19 protein-coding genes and 3 pseudogenes are annotated in these 17,754 nt (G+C 69.1%); 13 read left to right on the plus strand and 9 right to left on the minus strand.

Annotated features, from left to right (window positions below; all coding sequences use genetic code 11):
- The coding region (locus ACFWBF_RS28495; protein ID WP_385606921.1) for a radical SAM protein at window positions 1-1,067 on the minus strand (1,067 nt) is incomplete at its 3' end.
- 428 nt (window positions 1,068-1,495) lie between these two features.
- On the opposite strand from ACFWBF_RS28495, the gene ACFWBF_RS28500 reads away from it, so the two are divergent.
- Complete coding sequence (locus ACFWBF_RS28500) at window positions 1,496-2,044, plus strand: hypothetical protein (protein ID WP_385606922.1); 549 nt, start codon at window positions 1,496-1,498, stop codon at window positions 2,042-2,044.
- Between the two features lie 164 nt (window positions 2,045-2,208).
- On the opposite strand, the gene ACFWBF_RS28505 is transcribed toward ACFWBF_RS28500, so the two are convergent.
- The gene (locus ACFWBF_RS28505; RefSeq protein ID WP_385606961.1) at window positions 2,209-2,616 is read right to left on the minus strand and encodes a hypothetical protein; all 408 of its coding nucleotides are present in this window, start codon (window positions 2,614-2,616) and stop codon (window positions 2,209-2,211) included.
- Here ACFWBF_RS28505 and ACFWBF_RS28510 point away from each other — a divergent pair.
- A complete protein-coding gene (locus tag ACFWBF_RS28510) occupies window positions 2,566-2,787 on the plus strand; it encodes a hypothetical protein (protein ID WP_385606924.1) in 222 nt (73 codons plus the stop codon). The two genes, ACFWBF_RS28505 and ACFWBF_RS28510, sit on opposite strands and share 51 nt — an antisense overlap.
- Before the next feature lie 11 nt (window positions 2,788-2,798).
- Window positions 2,799-3,056, plus strand: a complete 258-nt coding sequence (locus ACFWBF_RS28515) for a hypothetical protein (protein ID WP_385606925.1) — start codon at window positions 2,799-2,801, stop codon at window positions 3,054-3,056.
- A gap of 396 nt (window positions 3,057-3,452) precedes the next feature.
- On the opposite strand, the gene ACFWBF_RS28520 is transcribed toward ACFWBF_RS28515, so the two are convergent.
- The 3 genes from ACFWBF_RS28520 to ACFWBF_RS28530 all read right to left on the minus strand — a co-directional run bounded on the left by ACFWBF_RS28520 (window position 3,453) and on the right by ACFWBF_RS28530 (window position 7,854).
- Entirely contained in the window at window positions 3,453-4,049 is a 597-nt protein-coding gene (locus tag ACFWBF_RS28520; protein WP_385606927.1) for a peptidase inhibitor family I36 protein, read from the minus strand.
- A gap of 212 nt (window positions 4,050-4,261) precedes the next feature.
- Complete coding sequence (locus ACFWBF_RS28525) at window positions 4,262-6,202, minus strand: hypothetical protein (RefSeq protein ID WP_385606929.1); 1,941 nt, start codon at window positions 6,200-6,202, stop codon at window positions 4,262-4,264.
- A 359-nt stretch (window positions 6,203-6,561) separates the two neighbouring features.
- Window positions 6,562-7,854: a hypothetical protein gene (locus tag ACFWBF_RS28530; protein ID WP_385606930.1), complete on the minus strand. Its 1,293-nt coding sequence runs from the start codon at window positions 7,852-7,854 to the stop codon at window positions 6,562-6,564.
- A gap of 697 nt (window positions 7,855-8,551) precedes the next feature.
- On the opposite strand from ACFWBF_RS28530, the pseudogene ACFWBF_RS28535 reads away from it, so the two are divergent.
- A pseudogene (locus tag ACFWBF_RS28535) lies at window positions 8,552-9,761 on the plus strand (PP2C family protein-serine/threonine phosphatase).
- A 58-nt stretch (window positions 9,762-9,819) separates the two neighbouring features.
- On the opposite strand, the gene ACFWBF_RS28540 reads toward ACFWBF_RS28535, so the two are convergent.
- Window positions 9,820-9,957 carry a hypothetical protein gene (locus ACFWBF_RS28540; protein ID WP_385606965.1) on the minus strand — a complete coding sequence of 46 codons (138 nt, stop codon included), beginning with the start codon at window positions 9,955-9,957 and terminating at the stop codon, window positions 9,820-9,822.
- On the opposite strand from ACFWBF_RS28540, the gene ACFWBF_RS28545 reads away from it, so the two are divergent.
- Window positions 9,937-10,065 (plus strand): hypothetical protein, encoded by a 129-nt coding sequence (locus ACFWBF_RS28545; RefSeq protein WP_385606963.1) that lies wholly within the window; start codon window positions 9,937-9,939, stop codon window positions 10,063-10,065. The genes ACFWBF_RS28540 and ACFWBF_RS28545 overlap by 21 nt on opposite strands.
- A gap of 575 nt (window positions 10,066-10,640) precedes the next feature.
- Window positions 10,641-10,763 carry a hypothetical protein gene (locus ACFWBF_RS28550; protein WP_385606932.1) on the plus strand — a complete coding sequence of 41 codons (123 nt, stop codon included), beginning with the start codon at window positions 10,641-10,643 and terminating at the stop codon, window positions 10,761-10,763.
- Window positions 10,764-11,505: 742 nt separating this feature from the next.
- Here ACFWBF_RS28550 and ACFWBF_RS28555 read toward each other — a convergent pair.
- Complete coding sequence (locus ACFWBF_RS28555) at window positions 11,506-11,784, minus strand: DUF6959 family protein (protein WP_385606934.1); 279 nt, start codon at window positions 11,782-11,784, stop codon at window positions 11,506-11,508.
- Window positions 11,785-11,917: 133 nt separating this feature from the next.
- Here ACFWBF_RS28555 and ACFWBF_RS28560 point away from each other — a divergent pair, with 133 nt between their 5' ends.
- The 3 genes and pseudogenes from ACFWBF_RS28560 to ACFWBF_RS28570 form a co-directional block, all read left to right on the plus strand.
- A complete protein-coding gene (locus ACFWBF_RS28560) occupies window positions 11,918-12,439 on the plus strand; it encodes a hypothetical protein (protein ID WP_385606935.1) in 522 nt (173 codons plus the stop codon).
- 296 nt (window positions 12,440-12,735) lie between these two features.
- The gene (locus tag ACFWBF_RS28565; protein ID WP_385606937.1) at window positions 12,736-13,281 is read left to right on the plus strand and encodes a GNAT family N-acetyltransferase; all 546 of its coding nucleotides are present in this window, start codon (window positions 12,736-12,738) and stop codon (window positions 13,279-13,281) included.
- A gap of 115 nt (window positions 13,282-13,396) precedes the next feature.
- A pseudogene (locus tag ACFWBF_RS28570) lies at window positions 13,397-13,983 on the plus strand (transposase); the annotation flags it as partial.
- A 71-nt stretch (window positions 13,984-14,054) separates the two neighbouring features.
- Here the strand turns inward: ACFWBF_RS28570 and ACFWBF_RS28575 are convergent.
- Window positions 14,055-14,543, minus strand: a complete 489-nt coding sequence (locus tag ACFWBF_RS28575; protein WP_385606938.1) for a GNAT family N-acetyltransferase — start codon at window positions 14,541-14,543, stop codon at window positions 14,055-14,057.
- Between the two features lie 148 nt (window positions 14,544-14,691).
- On the opposite strand from ACFWBF_RS28575, the gene ACFWBF_RS28580 reads away from it, so the two are divergent.
- From ACFWBF_RS28580 to ACFWBF_RS28595, 4 genes and pseudogenes are all read left to right on the plus strand, one after another.
- Window positions 14,692-14,904, plus strand: coding sequence for a hypothetical protein (locus tag ACFWBF_RS28580; RefSeq protein WP_385606940.1), 213 nt, complete (start codon window positions 14,692-14,694; stop codon window positions 14,902-14,904).
- Window positions 14,905-15,124: 220 nt separating this feature from the next.
- Window positions 15,125-15,358 (plus strand): hypothetical protein, encoded by a 234-nt coding sequence (locus ACFWBF_RS28585; protein WP_385606942.1) that lies wholly within the window; start codon window positions 15,125-15,127, stop codon window positions 15,356-15,358.
- Window positions 15,359-15,905: 547 nt separating this feature from the next.
- Window positions 15,906-16,181, plus strand: coding sequence for a hypothetical protein (locus ACFWBF_RS28590; RefSeq protein ID WP_385606944.1), 276 nt, complete (start codon window positions 15,906-15,908; stop codon window positions 16,179-16,181).
- Between the two features lie 104 nt (window positions 16,182-16,285).
- A pseudogene (locus ACFWBF_RS28595) lies at window positions 16,286-17,093 on the plus strand (IS701 family transposase); the annotation flags it as partial.
- Between the two features lie 60 nt (window positions 17,094-17,153).
- On the opposite strand, the gene ACFWBF_RS28600 reads toward ACFWBF_RS28595, so the two are convergent.
- Window positions 17,154-17,657: a GNAT family N-acetyltransferase gene (locus ACFWBF_RS28600; protein ID WP_385606946.1), complete on the minus strand. Its 504-nt coding sequence runs from the start codon at window positions 17,655-17,657 to the stop codon at window positions 17,154-17,156.
- Between the last annotated feature and the right edge of the window lie 97 nt (window positions 17,658-17,754).

The following is a 17,754-nucleotide window of genomic DNA, read 5'->3' on the forward strand; positions in this document are numbered from 1 at the left end:
CTAGGGTCGCAGTTGGGCGTACAGCTTTGCGGGCACGGCTCACAACTCTGCGGACACGGCTCCACCACTTCCACGCTAGGGTCGCAGTTGGGCGTACAGCTTTGCGGGCACGGCTCACAACTCTGCGGACAGGCGGGATCCTTTTCACCTTCGTCCGGAGACTCGGTCTCATCACCCTTATGCGGCTCGCCCTCGGCAGCGTGACCATCCGTGGTCCGTCCCGCCGCGCGCTTGGGGAGCCACACCGTTTCATGGATCGTCGCGCGGATCTCCCTCAGCGCAACACCGTGCACGATGCTAGCCAACGTGGTGTCAAGGATGTTGCCGACGGACCACTGCCGTGCCATCACACACGGAAATACCTCACCATCAGGAGCGACACAAAGCCGCCCGGACCAACAGTGGCCACACAACTCCGACATCTGTGGTGGCCGCGACCCCAGGTCCTCTCCACGCCCGAAGGCACGCACGTACGACGATCGGACGTGCCGCACGCCGAGGTCGGTGAGAAAACGCTTCGTGTTTTCGATGTCCGACGGAACCTGATCAATTTGGATCACCGCAGCCCGGGTCACGATGTCATTATCGACGAGGCGTTTGAGATTTCCAATGGTTCGAGCGTGACTCGCCCTGTTCCTGGTTACAGCCTCATGCACATCGGGCTTGTCAGAATACACCGATGTTGCGAAGTGAATTTTGGCGCTGCGGGCGAACTGTACTGTCTTCTCGTCGAGATGGGTGAGGTTGGTGAACACCTCGACGAACTCGAATCCGATTTCCTTGGATGCCTCAAGCAAGCGCTGGAAGTCGGGGTTGAGCGTGGGCTCGCCACCGATGAACTGCATCTTACGGCAGCCCAGATCGTACGCTTGAGTCATTACTGACAGGTAGTCGGCCGCGGTCAGTCGATCAATGTCTCCGGTCTGCGGGCCAGACTCCGTATAGCAGTGAACGCACTGTAGGTTGCAGCGGTTCGTCAACTCCAGCCACAAGAAATCCAAACCCGCACCCACCGGCGGGTTGCGTTCACTCCGAGTGGCCGCCTGGGAAGGCATTTCGGTCTCCATGGCACGCTGCCTTCCCTAGAATGTTTCGCCCTGTCGGCACCAGTCTTCCATCCGTACAGCGAAAAGGGCCGGAAGAACACTCCGGGTTGAGGCCGCCCCTGCGCCAGAGCCTGGCCGTCGCCCGCGACCGCTGCCTCAGCCTGGACTGTCTCCGTAGATCCCTGGGCCTACGTCGACGACTACGTGTTGGAGCCCTTTCTGGCCGCCTCCCCCGGAGAGGAGGGAGGTGTCTGGAGACGGCATCCGATGCCCTGACTCGCACAGTTTCGGGAGGGTGGCCGCCTTGCTCGAACAGGTCCATGAGGTAAAGCTCGCGACTCAGGCCACCCGTATTCCGTCTGATTGTCCGTCAACCCTGTTATTCCTGATGAAAGGTCATTCTGCTGGTCCTGTACCGCGGTTGCCTGCGCAGGCGTAGCGTGGTCTGAATGAACGATGCCGTCGAGGCGCGGGGCCCGAAGCTGCCTCCGTCGTATCCGCCGAAGTCGCCGCCGCCGCAGAAGAAGCCGGTGGAGGCTCCGCGGCCGCAGCCCGCGACGAAGCCCAAGGGCGTGGTCGGGCAGGGGCGGGTGCGGATGGCGGTCCGCAACCGGCGCACGGCAGCTCTGACGCACCGCTCCGATCAGTGGGCCGCGAAGAAGGCCGTCGACCAGGCGCTGTCGATCGTGCGCGGCTGGGGATACGCGCGCCTGGAGGCCGCGGACCTCGAGGAGGTCGTGCGCCGGTTGGTCGGTGTGGCTGTCGCCGACGGAGGCCGGCGTGTCAGCGTTCACCTTGCCGACCAGGAGCAGCGGGTCCTGGTGATGGTCCTCAGCCATCACGCCGCCGACGGGTCCGGCGACGAAGTCCTCCTCGGTGAACTCACGGCCGTACGCACCGTCGTCAGCTGCGGCGCCGATACCGGAGAAGACGGCCGACGCCTTTGGGCTCTCCTCGATACCGACCCCACACCCCAGCACGCTCCGCGGACTGGCTAACCCCCAGCGGCGCCCGAGCGCTCGGCCCTGGACGGCCGGCCGGCGCGCTAACTCTCCCTCGCCTGAAGGTGGGGCAGGCAGGCTCTACCCGGGAGGGCCAGGGTTCGCGCCGCAGCGACGGCGGCGCGAACCGCGTGCGAGTGCCGGTGGATCCTCATGGGAACTTAGGACGCATCGCTGATTTCCCACCTTTCCCGGGCCGGCTTGCCCAGCCGAGACCGACGCGGAACCGGGACCGCAGGAAGATTCGCGAGGCCCCTTCTGCTGCGGCTACCCACTGCTGTCGAGCGGGTGGAGAGGATCTCGGCTGCCTGGACGAGACGGTGCTCCTGGGCACGTGGCAGGGAAAGGGCCAGGCAGCAGCTGGCTTTACCCTGCAGCCCGAAGGGAACCGCGACGCACAGTTCGCGTGTGGAGTACTCCAAGAGGTCGAACTGTGCGGAGAGCGGTCCCGAGCCGTCCAGTGCCTTTAACAGCCTCTTGGGGTCGGTGATGGTCCGGGAAGTCAGGCGCGCGGGCCGGTGTCGGGACAGGTGGTCCATGCGCTGGGCGAAGGTGAGCTGGGAAAGCAGGGCCTTGCCGACGGCGCTGGCGTGGGCGGCGGCTTTGAAGTCGACCCATTCGTCGACCTTGGGTGTGGTCGGTCCGAACGAGCAGGCGGAGACGTTGACCTCGCCGTCGGCTTCGGCATTGGAGTGGTCGCCGCGATCATGGGCGTCGCGTCGCTGGCGGTGAGCTGCTGATCCCGACGATCGTGCTGCTGTTCGGCGAGGGCATCAAGACCGCCGGAAGCCTCTCGCTGCTGGTCTCCCTTCCGACCATGCTGGCGGCTTTCGCCCGCTACAGCCGCGACGGAAGCTTCGCCGTCCTCGGCGCCGGCCTCCGCCTGCCGAGCGAGTCGACGCGGCAGCTCAGACGATTGTCCGGAGCTGCGGCCATCTCGCCGCGGACAATACGAGACGCCGCAGAACCAGAGACGACAGGTATCAGCCGCCCTGGTTCCCGCCGCTGAACAGCGAGGTCCGTCCTCATCTTTCCAGGGCGTTCTCGACCCCCCGCTGGCTGGGCAGATGCGCCCCGCCCCCGTCGAACAGCGCCTTGGGCGCCTGGTACGCCCTGCTACACGGATGGTGAGCGAACCGGCTCCGCGCACCCGGTGTGCGGGCGCGCGGGTGCGCTCCGGCCAGTGCGCCGGTGCGGTCAGCGGTACGGAGTCCGGCCAGGTACGGGCACGGCTCGATCCGCGCCCACAACGCGCCAGGGATCTCAACGAAACTGCCTAGGCGTTCCGGCCCAGGCACGGGCCGGAGGAGGGCCTTCCGGTCTCGGTGGGAGAAGTCGGGTGGTCCCCACCGAGCCGGAGAGCCCTCTACGCCTCAGGCGTGTAGGCGTATGCGTGCGCTCGCTGTCAGCAGGGCTTCACATAGCCGACCCAGTCCCAGGGCGCGTTCGGGTCACCGACGGGGCCGCCGGGGGAGGTCCAGCCGAGGTTGCCGTCGTGGCCGTAGAACTTCACGTGGTAGTTGGAGGGCTGGTTGTTGTACCAGGAGCCGGTGCCGGTGTACCCGGTGGCGACCTTGTAGCAGTCGTACAGCCCCCACATCTTGCCTTCGTAGTTGGGCTGGGGGTACAGGCACACCCAGCCCCGCGCGCAGGGCTCGGCGAACGCCCCCGTGGCACCCTGGGCGTTCAGGTCCCGGGCGCGCTTCTCGCCGGGCAGGGGCAGGATCAGGACGCCCTTGCCGTCGAGGTCGATCTTGTTCGCGGCCACCTGCCGGCCGCCCGTGGTGGCCAGTTCGGTGTCGATCTGGCGCTGGAGTTCCGCCGCCCGGCCGTCGTCCAGACCCGCGGCCCGGGCCTGTGCCGAGAAGTCGGCGTGTGCGCGGTCGCTCGTGGCGGAGGCGGAAGCTGCGGAGCGGATGCTCGCGTCTGCCGGGCCCGCGAGGGCCACTGCGCCGAGGAGCGCCATACCCACCGCCGTCAGGCGTGTGCGAAACGAGGACACGAAGTCTCCCATCGTCGTCGGGGCGAGCAGGTCCGGTCCACGCGGTGGATCCCGTACGGACCGGGCCGGCTCGGGAGGCGGCGCCCAGTCGGCACCGCTCCCACCACGAAGACTCGCGCCGGGCTCGGTTGGCCGCCCGGACCTGATGGCGTTCGCGCAGTTCGCAGGCGGTGCGGTCGGCGGACAACGCGGTTGTCCGCCGGACAACGCGCTCAGCCTGACGCGGCGATGGAGCCGGCCGAGAGGCCCAGCGATGTCCATTGCGTACCGCTGCCCGTCCAGCGGGAGACCTCGAGCCGACTGTCGACGCGGTAGACGGAGTCGGAGCCCACGGCGAGGCTGACGCCCGCGGTACCGATGGGGCTCCACGAACCCGGCGCCCCGTCGTACTTGAGGATCTGCCCGGTGGCGGCGTCGACGGCGAAGAGCCCGGCGCCGCCCGCATACAGGTTCCGGGCCGGGCCGCCGATCGGGCGCCAGTTGCTGCCCTTGGCGTTGGCCTGCCAGATCTCCTTGCCGTCAACGGAGATCCGGGCGACGTAGTCGGGGCCGACGGCGAAGTCGGCGCCGGGTCCGCCCGCCTCCAGCCATGTGAAGCCGTACCCGGCGTAGCGGAACAGGCCGCCCGTGTCCGGGTTGGTCGCGAAGAGCCCGGCGCCGCCCGCGTACAGCCGGGTGGCCGCGCCGCCGATGGGGACCCACTCCGCTCCCAGGCCGGTCCACCGCATCACCGCGTTCCGCTGCTCGGTGATCGCGTAGAGGCTCTCGCCCGCCACGACAAACTGCTCGCCCGGGGCTCCGATCTGGGACCAGGAGCTGGAAGCCTCATCGTGCTTGAAGATGCGGCCGTCACCGGGGCTGGTGGTGAAGACCCCGGCGGACCCGGCGTAGACCTGGTCGGCCGCGGGGCCGATCACCTTCCAGGCGCCGTCGCGGGCGGTCCACCGCAGGACGCTGCGGTGGTCCGGCGAGACGGCGTAGGCACTGCCCGGGGACTGCTGCGCGGGCGGGGGCGCAGGGGCGGTGGGACCCGGGGTGGGACCCGCCGTGGAGGGCGAAGGCTGCGGCGCCGAGAAGGGCGGCCCCGACGGTACGGGCGAGGCGGTGCCGCTCGGTGTCGGGGACGGCGTGGGTGACGCGGACGGCGTCGGGGCAGCGCGCGGGGCTACGGGGCGGGAGTGGGTCCGCGCCTGCGTCGCGCCGTTCACGGGCACCGTGCGCTGCCGTCCGACGAGGACCCCGGCGAGGGCCGCCGCGACGACGGCGAGGACGGTGCAGGCCGCCAGCGCCGCGAGCAGGGACCTGCCGGTCCGCAGGCGCTGCGGCGGCACGGGGACGGGGAGCGGGGCCCTGGCCGGGACCGCGGGAAGCCTGTCGAGCCGTTCGAGAACGACCGCCTGGACGGTACCGGAGGGCTCCCGGCCGGCCCGCGTGCGTTCCCAGAGCCAGTGCGCGTCCTCGCGTTGCTGCTCCACCAGGCTGTGCAGCCGGGCCAGTTCGACGGACAGGGCCCGGTCCGCCGTGGCCGCGGGCAGGGCGTCGCCCCCGCCGTCAACCCGTGGCGGCTGGTCCGGAGCCGCCAAGGCCGGGAGCCGGAGGTCCCGACGGGCGGCATCGCCCTGGGAGCGGGCCTCGGCGACCGCCTGCCGTACGGCTTTCCGGGCCTCCCGGGCAGCGATCAGCTGGTCGAGCGCCTGGTCCGGCCGGAACCGCAGGGGCCCGGAGGCCGCAGCGGCGGAGTCCTTACGGGCGGGCTCCGCACCGTCGTCCTCCGGCCGGTCCGGCGGGTCCGGACGGTCCGGCGGGGCGACTTTGGCTTGTTCCTGGAGCATCGTCATCAGCACCAGCAGCCCCTCCACGAGTTGCCCTGACGCTGCGAGGTCGTTCTGCGCCCGGCGGAGCGCGTCCTCGAGCCCGCGCGGCACCGTGGCCGCCGCCTCCGCCTCGGCCTGCGCCGTGAGCGCCTGACCGTGCAGCCACCGGGCCCGGGCCAGGAGCTCTCTCCTGCGGCGGGGATCACGGACGCGGTCCTCGACCACGATGCCGAGGCGCCCGAGCGGGATCACCCGGGCGCCGGACCGGTATTCGCTCCAGGCCGTTCTGCCGGCCCCGAAGCGCTGGGCGAGTTCCCTCACCGTCATGCCCCGTGTCACGTCCCGCAGCAGCCCGGCCAACTCGTTGGCCGCCTGCGAACGACCCCTCGGAGCCCCCTGTGGACGTCCTGTCTTCGCCATGTCTGTTCGCCCCCCATGCTCTCGGCGGGCACAGGCAACAGGACGAGATCGACCATGTCCATCACAAGGCTCCGCCTTGTCTGGTTTCCTCCCGCGTCCGCCGCTCGCCGTGCCGCGCGCGCACCGGCCGACCGGGCGGGGGGAGGGCCCTCCGGGCGTGCGGGCGGTTCGGCCGAGGGCGGCCGCGTAGAGGGTCTGGGGCCGGTACATCGCCTCGGGCGCGGCCGTGCACTCCCGAGGCGCGCTTGCGGCTTAGCGGTTCCAGCTGCCGCGACCTGTCAGTGGAGTCGGCGGGGCAGCCAGTCGGCGAGTTCGTCCGCGCTGATTCCGAGCTGTTCGGCGATTGCCCCGTAGCGGATGTTCTGGGCGTCGGTGACGGGGATGTCGTACGTGGAGAGGATCTGGAGGAGGATACGGAAGCCCAGGTCCGGGTCGACGGTGGTGACCACGTCCTCCAGTGCCCGCGCCCCGCCCCGCTTCTCGATCGCGTCGGCGCGTGCGGCCTCGCGGACCTCCCGCAGCACGGTTTCCGTCAGGTCCGTCCGGGCGGGGGACACGACGGGCCGGTAGACGGGGTCGACCTCCGTCAGGTGCTTCCGGCACACCTGGGCAACCTGCTCCAACCAGGCCCGCCCGTCGGCGTCGAACTCGTCCTCGCCGGTGTACCACGACCGCGCCGCGGCGGCTCGCCACACAGCGGTGACGTCCGCGCCGGACAGCGCCGACGCGAGCAGCCGCTGCGCGTCCTCAAGCAGGACCGCCGCCTGCGTGCCGGGCGTTTGCCCGACGTCGGCGCGGACGGCGCTCTCCGTGTTCTCCCGCACGGTGCCCCTGAGCTGCCAGTCCGAACCGTTGAGCACGGCCGCCAGGTGCGGCAGGCCGAACTGTCCGGACCCCAGGTCGCGCCGGCCCGGGTCGATCGGAGGCCACCGCACATGCAGCTCCTCGTGGACGACGACCCCGGGGTAGGCCAGCAGATCGCCGATCGCCACCAGCCGGTCGTACTGGTCCTTGGCGACCGGGACGGAGTACGCCTTCGCCGCCCGCAGGAAGAGCCGGAATCCGAGATCGGCGTCCGCCTCGTGCACGACCCGCAACAGCGCCGGGACGATTCCCGGCACGGCGACGGAGCTTTCGAGCCCGGCAGCGGCCGCCTCGATCTCCGCCGAGACGGTCGTCCGCAGCTCCCCTTCCGGCACCGTCGGCCGCACCGCGTCGAGGGACGCCACCTCGTAAGGGTTCCGCTCGGACGTGCGCGGAGGGCACACTTCCGCGACGCGGCGCAGCCACGCCCGCGGCTCCGTGCCCTCCTCGGCCGGGTCGAAGCAGCGTCGTACGGCCGCCAGCCACACCGCGCCGAGCACCTCGTCCGGCAAGGGGGAGTCCAGCAGCAGCCGTACGTCCCGGCCGAGCTGGTCGTCCTCGTCCTCGGCCGCCGCGCTGGCGAGGGCGAGCACCGTCGGCCCGTCGAGCCGCAGCGTTGCACGGGCGCACAGCCTGTCGGCCAGGCCGCTGAGCCCGAAGTCGGCCGGGGGGTGGTCGTAGTAGTAGACCTCGCGCGAGCGCGCCATGATCAACCTCCTGTGCGGAACGGGCACCCCTCGGCGTGAGGGGTGCCCGTTCCATGGTTACCGCGTTACGGCGTTACGCCGTTACCGCGTTACGGCTACTTCGGCAGCGGGAAGGACGTGAAGGCGACGTACTTGCCCGCGTGCTGACCCTCGCCCTTCACCTTCGGCGCGTACCTCAGCACGACCCTGACACTGTTGCTCGCGGCTTCTCCGGCGCGCTCACCGCGCGCCTCACAAACCACCGCGCGGGGCGTTGGCGGCGCACGCGGACGGCCACGGCGCCGGGCGCTTCCACGGTGTGGGCGGCAGGGATGGCGCGGCCGGCGAGGATGACGCCGGACCCCACCCGGCAGTGCGGCCCCAGGGCAGCGCCGCCCGTCGATGGCCTCCCCCGCCGGGGGCCCGGTCCGTGGCACATCGCCCTTCCGCCGATCCGGCTCTCCAAAGCGCGGGTCCAGCCCCGGCGTCGACGAGGGCGCCCGACAACGCAGGCGTACCGGCGGGGCCAGGACGCCGGCCAGGACCGCAGCCGCGGGGTGCCGCTCGTCGTGTCGTACGGGCTCGGACGACGAGGCGCCGGTCTGTGCAACCGAAGGGCGGCACGAGGACGGAGTACAGAACGAGGCTGTCCCACATGTGCAGAGGGTGATTCTTGCGGTGTCGGCGGGAAGACAGTGCGTAACCTATGGAGGCTGACATGGCTCATGATCGAATCGGTCTGGCCGAGGTGCTGGCGGCCGCGGAGGCCGCCGCGCCGGTGGACTCCCTCGATGTCGTGGCACGCAATCTGCGCGACCGGTTCCACGCGCGATACGTGTCGTTCCTGTTCGTCGACGTCGTCGGCCGGCGTCTGCTGCGGGTCCACGACACGGCCGCGACCGGTCCGGAAGAGCGCGCCGAACAGGTCCCGCTCTCAGGGAGCGGCGTCTACGACGAGGTCCTGCGCAGCCAGAGGCTGGTGCAGGCACCAGCTGCCGAGGGCGGCCTGGGGCAGCGGGTCCTCGCCCCGGTCACCAACCGCGGCGACACGATCGGCGTCCTGGAGCTGTTCCTCACCGAGGCCACCCCGGACGTTCTGGCGCAGGTGGAGCAGGCTGCGCACGCGCTGGCGTACATCATCGTCACCGACCGGCGTTTCACCGACCTCTACCACTGGGGCAACCGCACCACCACCGTCAGCGTCGCCGCCGAGATCCAGCGCCAGCTCCTTCCCTCGGCCGCCTCCTGCGAGGCCCCCGAGTTCACGCTCGCCGGAGCCCTGGTTCCGGCCGCCACCATCGCGGGCGACACCTACGACTACAGCCTCGACAACAACACCTTGCACCTGTCCGTCACCGACGCCATGGGCCACGACGTCCAGGCCTCCCTCATGGCCACCCTCCTGGTCAACGCCTCCCAGCGGCGCCCGCCGCGCAGGATGCGACCTCGCCGAGCAGGCGCGCCAGGCTCATCAAGCTCTCCTCGACCACGGGCCCCGGACCTTTGTCACCGGCCAGCTCCTGCGCATCGCCCTCGACGGAAGCGGCGCCCAGCTCGTCAACGCCGGCCACCCCCGGCCGCTGCGGCTGCGGCTGCGCGACGGGGCGGTCGACGAACTGCGCCTGACCGTGAACCTGCCCTTCGGCGTCGCCCACCACCAGGGTCTCTACCAGGTCCAGGACCTCGACCTGCAACCTGGTGACCGCCTTCTCCTCCACACCGACGGCATGCAAGAACGCGAAGCAGAAGCAGTCGACCTGCCCGCTCTTCTCCGCAAGACCGCCACCGAGCATCCCCGCGAAGTCGTGCGCACCCTGGTCGGCGCGGTCAGCGACGCCTACGACGGCCGGCCCCCGCGCGATGACGCCACCGTCTTGTGCCTGGACTGGCACGGCCCCCACACCTGGACGCGCCACACCGAACCCTGAGGACGTGGAAAAACGCCGCGGTGGCAGGCGCGGTCTCCCAACGACCGAACCGTCCGACTCAGCCGGCCCCGGCACCGAAGGCGCGTTCGAGGCCCGAGTCGAAAAAACCCGGGACCTGCCGGACCACTTTGCCGACTGCGCAGGCGCCTTCGGCGACGCTACCGTTGCCGCTGCGATGCTCGACCGGCTGCTCCACCGCGCTGGCGTGGTCGGCAGCGATGGCCCGCCCTACCGCCCGCGCCCGCGCTCGCACCAGTCCCACTCCGACAACCTCCGCAAAGGGGTGACCGGACGTGCTGGTTGAGTTCCGGGAGTGCCCCATCTGCTGGACGTCATTCCAGGTCAACGCCAGCGCCGCCAGACCCGACGCCACGCGCGCCCACGGCCGTCCGAAACTGCCCGCACTGCGACAAGCCCGTCACCATCGTCGCCCTGCTGGCCACCCCCGAGGCCGCACGACCCCACCATCCCGGCAGCAAGCCGGGACGTGATCCCATGCGCAGAAACTGACACCGGCCCAGGGGAATCGGCACGACTCGATCAGCCGCCGTTCACTACTGTCACATAGGAAAGGATGTGGACATGGCACTGGTCAAAAAGGGATCGCGGCTCATCACCGTGGACGGCACCACCTACCGGTGGCGACTCCGCGGACGGCCGGCCTACGACCGAGGACTGGTCCGGTCACCCCTTACCTAGGCGGTCGAGCACGCCCGGACTCCCAGCACCACACTGGTGATCACCACCAACCAGCCGCACCCGAGCAACTGGGCCGGAATACAAGGCAGCCCGATCCTGCCCGCCCAGGTGGCTGACAACGGCTGAATGAGGATTCGGGCTCTCAGCACGTGGAACGAGGCTCGGCCGTACATCTGCTGCTTGATCGTCTTGACCCGGGTTGACGTGGCCTTCTACGACCCCGGAGCTGTATTGCAAGGTCAGGCGCGCGGTGACGGCATCAATGTCGAACTTACTGAACCGGGCGACCCGCGGATCGGCTGAGGTGCGTCACGCTCCACTTCTCTGATCCAGTCGGGCAGCAAATGGCCTGTGCGTTCGCGGACCGGGGCGGCGTACCGCTGCGCGACCTCGCGGGCACGTGCGACGTCCGGGCAGGCCAGACAGGCCTCGCCGTCTCTACTCAACGCCTCACCGCGACGCATGATCCAGGACGTGATCTCGCGGGGGCTTGGAATCGGTGCCGGCGCGGGAACGGCAGGGCCGGCTCAAAGAGTCGCCACGTATCTGCGGACTGTCTGAACCGTCCCACCGAATGCACGCTGACGAACCTCGCCGAGGAGCCGGCTGGCGTCGGTGAGCCATTGAGGAACACGCCAGGACCCGCGGAGCCCGGGCCGGCGCCACCGGCGCCGACAGCAGACGGATGAGCGATGTCCGTCGGCCGGACAATGCCAGCCGTCGACAGAGGCGTTCCCCCGGGCTACCCCCAGCTCCAGGGCCACGAAACGGACAAGGTCACGCATGGCCACCGACGACTGACTGTGTGACCTCGTGAAACCTTGGACCTGCTCAACGAAGGTCCGTCGACGGCACATCGGCACGTCACGCAGGAACCGCCTCACTTGAAGTCGGACGAGCACCCAACCGCCCCCACAAACAGGGTGCGGCCGGCCAGGTACAACCTCTCGATCCTCAGCTCGGTCCCCGGAAACAGGACGTCCGACAGCTCACACGGCCCCATAGAGAAGATGTGCCGCGACCAACCGATCCGGCCTGCCAGCCCCTACGGTCGCGATCCGTAGGGGCGCTGGACGCCGTGAGCCTCCAACGCACTCTCGTAACGGGCCAGCAGTTCGTCGAAGTTGGCCAGGAGGAGGGTGGCAGCCTCGTGGGCATCATCGACGTGGCCCTGAGCGCAGGCCTCCACGATTTCAGCAACGTCGCCACGGATGATCGACAGCGAGTCACCCTGGATCAGCACCCCCGGGAAGTGACGTGGGGGCAGACGGACAACCGCATCGTTGCCTGGAACCGTGAACAGCTCAGCCGCAATGAGTTCCATCGGGCCATCCAACAGCAGGCGCCGCACCACATTGAGCCGTAGTCATCACGGAAGAGCGGTGACAGCCAAAATTCGAGATCTTCATCAACGGAAATCGGTACTCGCCGCGGATACAGCCTGGGAAGCTGTGGGGGTGACTGAGACAACCCCTTACGACGCCGACCGTGCCCGATTCACCCGCCAGGCGCTGGCACGCCTGGTCCTTTGCGATCACGCCACGGACGTGGCGGAAGGCGCCGCCGGCTTGGTCGCCACCGAGAACGACCCTGACACCGGTCCCGGGGGGCGGGTCAGCCAGGCATTTCAGCTCATCGAGCTCGCGGAGCGCGCTCTGGCCTCGGCTGTGATCTACGAACGCGAGCGGGGCAGTTCCTGGGCGGAGATTGCCCAGTACCTGGAGCTCGGTCCAGGGGAAGCGGAAGAGCGTTTTGCCGCGAAACTGGACGGCTGGAACACGGCCTTCGACGTTCCCTACCGACTCGACGCCACTGGCCGCAAGCGCATACCCCAGTTGCCCACCGCGGCGTATGACCCCGCCTGGGCCTGCGACCAGCTCGACCGTTGGGCCTCCCTCCAGCGCATTGGGATCGAGGCCGTGAGCTTCGGCTTGGTCATGGCCGCGCCGGAGGAAGAGTCCCCGTCAGTCACCCCGTAGCGGCGCTCGCTGGAAAAGCGATCACTTCGTCAAACGGAACACACGCCTGAAGACAGTGACGGAGCTGTCCGATCGCCCAGCCCAGTTCAACCGAACCGGCCCGGTAGTCCCAGATCGGACACCGGGAGGCATGTGCCGCCAGCAGGTCTGACGGCTCCCCCACGCGAGGCCCTGCACGAACGGCTCGCGCACAACCTGTGGCCGCTCTCGCCCTGGCCACACAATCTGATCAGCAGGGCCGCCGCCGAGCCGTAAAGCGATGGACAGCCATCCGACGCCGAGCGACCATCTCCCCGATGAATAACGCACCCTTCACCCCCAGACGCGTCCGCTTCGTCGAGCTCAACGCAAACGCGCTGCGGGCTCTTGCCGACGGCGACCTGGCCGGCGGTAGCGCCGAGGCCGGGATCGCCCTTGACGAACACTTCGTCAGCGACCGAGCCCGCTGGATCTTCGGCTACCGCGCCAACCAGCTCGCCGAAGACCCCTCTGCCGCGGCCTGGACCACACGGGCCGCAGTGTCCGAGCCGGACGGTGTCGTCGTCGGTGACGCCGGTTTCCACGGACCACCCAACGAGATGGGCATGATCGAGGTCGGCTTCACCGTCGTGCCCGGCTGCCGCCGCCAGGGCTATGCCCGCGCCATGCTGACGGCACTGCTCGCCAGGGCCGCCGCCGAACCAGATGTCAAAACCGTGCGGGCCCGCATCAAGTCTGACAACAACGCCTCCCTGGCCACCATCGCGGGCTTCGGTTTCACACGCGTCGGCAAGCAGGGTAACGAGCACGACGGCCTTGTGACCGTCTTCGAGATCCCCGCAGACGCGATCCAGGCCACGTAGCCATACGGCCTCGTCAGCCATCATGATCGCCCCGTTCGGACCGCTACATGAGAAAGAAGAGCCGCACAGGGCTGGGTGAATCGTGAAGCCCGCAAGTCCAGGCGGACGAACTCGAATGGGCCTGTCCCGTCACACGGCCCTACGTGCCCTGCTGGGCATCCCTCCGCCCCCGGGCGGGGGTGCGCCCCGAGTGATCGGCATCGACAACTTCGCTCTGCGCCGCCGGCACCGCTATGCCGCCGTGGTAATCGGCGCCGAGACCCATGAGCGGGTCGACGTCCTGCCCGACCGCACGGCCGGCACCCTGGAGACGTGACTGCGTGCCCATCCGGGCGTCGAGGTCGTGTGCCGTGACGGATCGACGCCTACCCGGAGGCCATCCGCCGTGCCCTGCCCGACGTCGTGCAGGTCGGTGACCGGTGGCATTTGTGGCACAGCCTGTCCGAAGCCGCCCTGAGCGAGGTAAAGGCGCACAGCAACTGCTGGGCCTCCGTGCTGAACGCGGCCCTGTATGACGGGCCCCGCGCACAGACCACCCTGGAACGCTGACACCAGGTCCACGACCTGCTCGACCAGGGCGTGGGCCTCCTCGCCTTCGGGTTCACAGGCTGCCTCAACCTCCTGCACAAGTACATCAATCAAGGACGCCCGGACGCCGACCGCAGCCACATCTCCACAGGCAGGCTCGCCCGGATGCTCCTCGTCTACGCAGCCAGCTGCCCGGTTCGACAAGCTCGCGGTCCGCTGCGAGGCAACCGTTCTCGTTGCCGGGATCAACGAGTGGCTGTGACGTCCGTGTGTGCGGCATTGCGGTCGGCTATGGCGAATCGCAACTCCGGGCGTTCCCAGGTCACATTTGGCGGGGAGGCAGGGACGGTCCTCACTGGCTCGGCACCCAGGCGCCGGTAGAACTGCTCGGCCGGGGGGTGCGACACGACGCGCACTTGGGCCAGGCCTGCTCTTCTAGCCTGGTCGATCATGTGCTCCACGAGGAGACGGCCGACGCCCATACCCTGTGCCTCATCCGACACGAACGCCAGGTCCAGTTCAGCTGGCTCCAACACCAAGGCGTAGAAGCCCAGCAGCCGGTCGGTCGCGTCGACCGCCGCGAAGACCCGGTGCCGGTCGATGTAGTCAGCCGTGACCCGGTAGCCGGAGATCACCGTGGCGTACTGCCCCCGGTAGGCGCTGGACCTCTGGACCAGCGCCGTGAGGCGTTCGGCGTCCCGCTCAGTGGCACGCCTTATCTTCAGGGGCTGCATGCCCCAAAGTATAGGAGTGCAGATCCCCTTAGGCCATTACGCATCAACTCGGGGCTCCTTCCAAAACACGTCCTGGCCGCCGGGAGCACGCGGCGTGATCGACTTGGTCTGCCGCGACACACGAGGTCACAGGCGGATACGGACGACCGTGACCACCGCACGCCGAGTAGTTGCCGTCGGTGCCGTCGTCCTGGTCCTCCTCAGCTGGTACGGCAAGCTGGTCGCTGTGGGCATCGTCAGCGGAGTCTTTCTGCTCTGGTTTGCCGCAGCCCTCGCATGGGCCTACGCCGACCGGGGCCACGGTCGGCACGCACTCCAGCGCGCGTACAACGTCACCTTCGGATGGGGCAACGGGGTCTGAACAGCAAGGCCAAACCAGAGGGGCAAATTGACGCGCGACGTCAACCCGTTGGGGTTGGGTCCGCAGTACGCCGATGAGTTGACGACCGACGCTGTGTGGGAGATCGGCGACTTCCTGCTCCGTCGACTGGAGCGAGCGGCACGGGCTCACCCATCAGACAGCGAGGAGGGCATCACGGCCTCGGCACTCGCAGAGGCCGATCGGGATTCCGCTGCCCTCGATGCCCACTGAGGAGGAACTCCGGGTCCGTGCGGAGCTGCGGCTGGATCGTCTCCGGGACGATTGGAACCATCTCTGTGTCCTCGCCGGCTACTGGCGCTCTGCACCTGGCCATCAGGACTCCCGCTGGCGCAAGCTTGAGTTCCGCGACGCCGATCATGAGCGTTGGTACCACCAGCAGTTGTCCTACCGTCACCTGGAAACCCGCGCCATTCGACCGCCGCGGCAGGAATGACGCGCGGTTCCCGCCTACCTGAGCCGTTCATGACAGGCATGTCGCGTGGCCACTACGTGTACGTGGCCCAGCCCCTCGCCGACGGTGCCCGACCCGAGGACGTGGCGCCCGGGGTAACCCTGCACGGCGACGACATCGGACGCTGGCTCACCACCCCACAACGCGACTGGGGCCAGCTGAACGACGACCAGCGGCGGCGGCTCGGCGAACTTGGCGTGACGGCGGGCATACGGCCGAGCAGGACGACAGCGAAGGCGCCCGCGATACCCACGTACGGACGGGGCCGCCTTCCAGACGGGCATCCGGGCCCTCGCCCAGTACATGGAACGGGAAGAGGGCGGCATCCCGGGGCGGGCTCACGTCGAACGACTTTCGGACGGCAGCCACCACCCGACCGGGGTACGGATCGCCAACCAACCCCAACGACGCGACCGACTCGACCTGGCGCAGCTCGCCGCTCGCCAACCTCGGCTCGACGGCACAGTAGACCGGCAGCCAGTCGAAACGGTGTGGCAACGGCAGGCAACCTCCTGAGAGGATCCTCCACATGCTCAGCCCCACTGCGGAACAACTCCTCGCCGACACCAACGGACTGCGCCCTGAGCTGGCGCAGGAGATTGCCGACCACATCGATGAATGCAAACGACTGCTCGCCACGGGTACCGACATGGACACCGTCCAGCAGCACCTGAAAGACGACGACGTCGGCATCATCCACGCGATCCTGATCACGACCAGACTGCTCGGCGACCACCCCAGCAAGCTACGCGCGGCACGAGAGATCGTGGAGTGCAGCCCCGCACGAACAGGTGGCGCCTCCTGAAAGCGCCATCAGCCAGACGGGAGTTGCTCGCCGCTGTCTTCATCGCCGGCGCTGCCCCGCTCGGCCGGTTACTCGGTGCGTTCCTCTCTGAAGCTCTCTCGGCCGGTTCCGCCGGCCGGGGCGAAAACTCCCAGGTCGCCGTCTATCTCGTCTACGCCGGGGCGGCACGGGGACACGGGGACACGCAGCCGTGGACCCGGACCGCTGTCGGGCGGCCGGGCTGGCCGAGGACACCGTCTTCGCGACCAAGCCGGAGCTGGCCTGCATGATGATCGAACGGTTCCCGGACGCCGGGCGATGAGGTCTACGGCGGCAACCCGAAACTGCGGGGGCGGGGAAGGTTCCGCGCCGACGTGCTGGCCGGCAAGCTCCCGAAGCGGGCCTGGCAGAAGCTGTCCGCCGGCCCCGGCGCGAAGGGGCACCGTTACTACGACTGGGCTGCCGTCATCGACCTCACCGACCCGACGCCGGGCGACCGTCAGCTGCTGATCCGGCGCAACCGCACCACCGGCGAACTCGCCTACTACCGCCGCCATTCCACCGGGCCGGCTCCGCTGCGCACCCTCGTCAGGACGGCGGGATCCAGGTGGCAGGGGGAGGAGACAGACCGGGAAGGGGCTGGCCGGACCCGATGAACACCAGGTCCGCCGCTACCCGTCCTGGAGCCGCCGGGTCACCCTCGCCCTGCTCGCTCACGCCTTCCTCGCCGTCGTCCGCGCAGACGAGCACGCGCGGCGCGCCGGTCCGGACGACCTGGCCCCGCTGACCTGCAACGAGATCCAGCACCTGTTCTTCACCATCGCCATCCGGCCGCTGAACGACCTCGCTCACCGGATCGGCTGGTCCGAATGGCGACGCCGCCATCAGGCACGATCACAGGTCAGCCATTACCGTCCGATCTCGGCATGCCTGGCGCCCCGCCGGAGCGCACTCGATCTTGTGAGCATGAAGCCCCTGGAGCGTGCTCTCGCGTCACGGCAACGCGCGTGTGAGCCAGACCACTTCACCGTTGTCTTCCGTGGAAACGTGATCCCGCTCGAACCCGAGTTTCTCAAGGACGCGGAGCGACGGTGTGTTCCACGCACCGACGGTCGACCAGAGCCGTTTCCGCCCGGTCGCGATAGCGGCATCGAGCACCGCGCCGGCCGCCTCGGTGGCGTAGCCACGTCCGTGCGCGCGCTGGAACAGCTCATACGCGATTTCAGGCTCCTCTACGGTGGAGCGGCCGATGATGAGCCCGCAGTAGCCGATGAAGTCGCCTTCGTCACGGCGCTGGATGGGCAGCAGGGCGATCCCCGTGGTCGCCGTCGCAGTGAGCAACTCCGCGATGGACGTCCGGATGTGCTCAACCGTGGGGGTCCCCTTGCCGCGTTCGGCGAGGAGGGCACAGAACTCAGCGGCGTCCGACTCGGCCCACGGCCGCAGTATCAGCCGCTCGGTCTCAAGGTGGAACGGCATCGTCTCGTACGTAGTCATGCCCCCACTTTGCCCCAAGGATCACCACTGACTACAGCTGGAGATCCAGCCACGGCTCGGATGCTGTCGGGCACGGCTTCTCAGGTCACGCGCGTCG

Origin of the sequence: Streptomyces sp. NPDC060028, assembly GCF_042736725.1 — a bacterium.
In the GTDB taxonomy this organism is placed as follows: Bacteria; Actinomycetota; Actinomycetes; order Streptomycetales; family Streptomycetaceae; genus Streptomyces.

Bases quoted from the DNA above. Each gene is read 5' to 3' on its own strand.
- ACFWBF_RS28500 (WP_385606922.1), top strand. From the start codon at position 1,496: ATGAACGATGCCGTCGAGGCGCGGGGCCCGAAGCTGCCTCCGTCGTAT.
- ACFWBF_RS28530 (WP_385606930.1), bottom strand. From the start codon at position 7,854: ATGGCGCGCTCGCGCGAGGTCTACTACTACGACCACCCCCCGGCCGAC.
- ACFWBF_RS28545 (WP_385606963.1), top strand. From the start codon at position 9,937: ATGCTCGACCGGCTGCTCCACCGCGCTGGCGTGGTCGGCAGCGATGGC.
- ACFWBF_RS28555 (WP_385606934.1), bottom strand. From the start codon at position 11,784: ATGGAACTCATTGCGGCTGAGCTGTTCACGGTTCCAGGCAACGATGCG.
- ACFWBF_RS28565 (WP_385606937.1), top strand. From the start codon at position 12,736: ATGAATAACGCACCCTTCACCCCCAGACGCGTCCGCTTCGTCGAGCTC.
- ACFWBF_RS28575 (WP_385606938.1), bottom strand. From the start codon at position 14,543: ATGCAGCCCCTGAAGATAAGGCGTGCCACTGAGCGGGACGCCGAACGC.
- ACFWBF_RS28585 (WP_385606942.1), top strand. From the start codon at position 15,125: ATGCCCACTGAGGAGGAACTCCGGGTCCGTGCGGAGCTGCGGCTGGAT.
- ACFWBF_RS28590 (WP_385606944.1), top strand. From the start codon at position 15,906: ATGCTCAGCCCCACTGCGGAACAACTCCTCGCCGACACCAACGGACTG.
- ACFWBF_RS28600 (WP_385606946.1), bottom strand. From the start codon at position 17,657: ATGACTACGTACGAGACGATGCCGTTCCACCTTGAGACCGAGCGGCTG.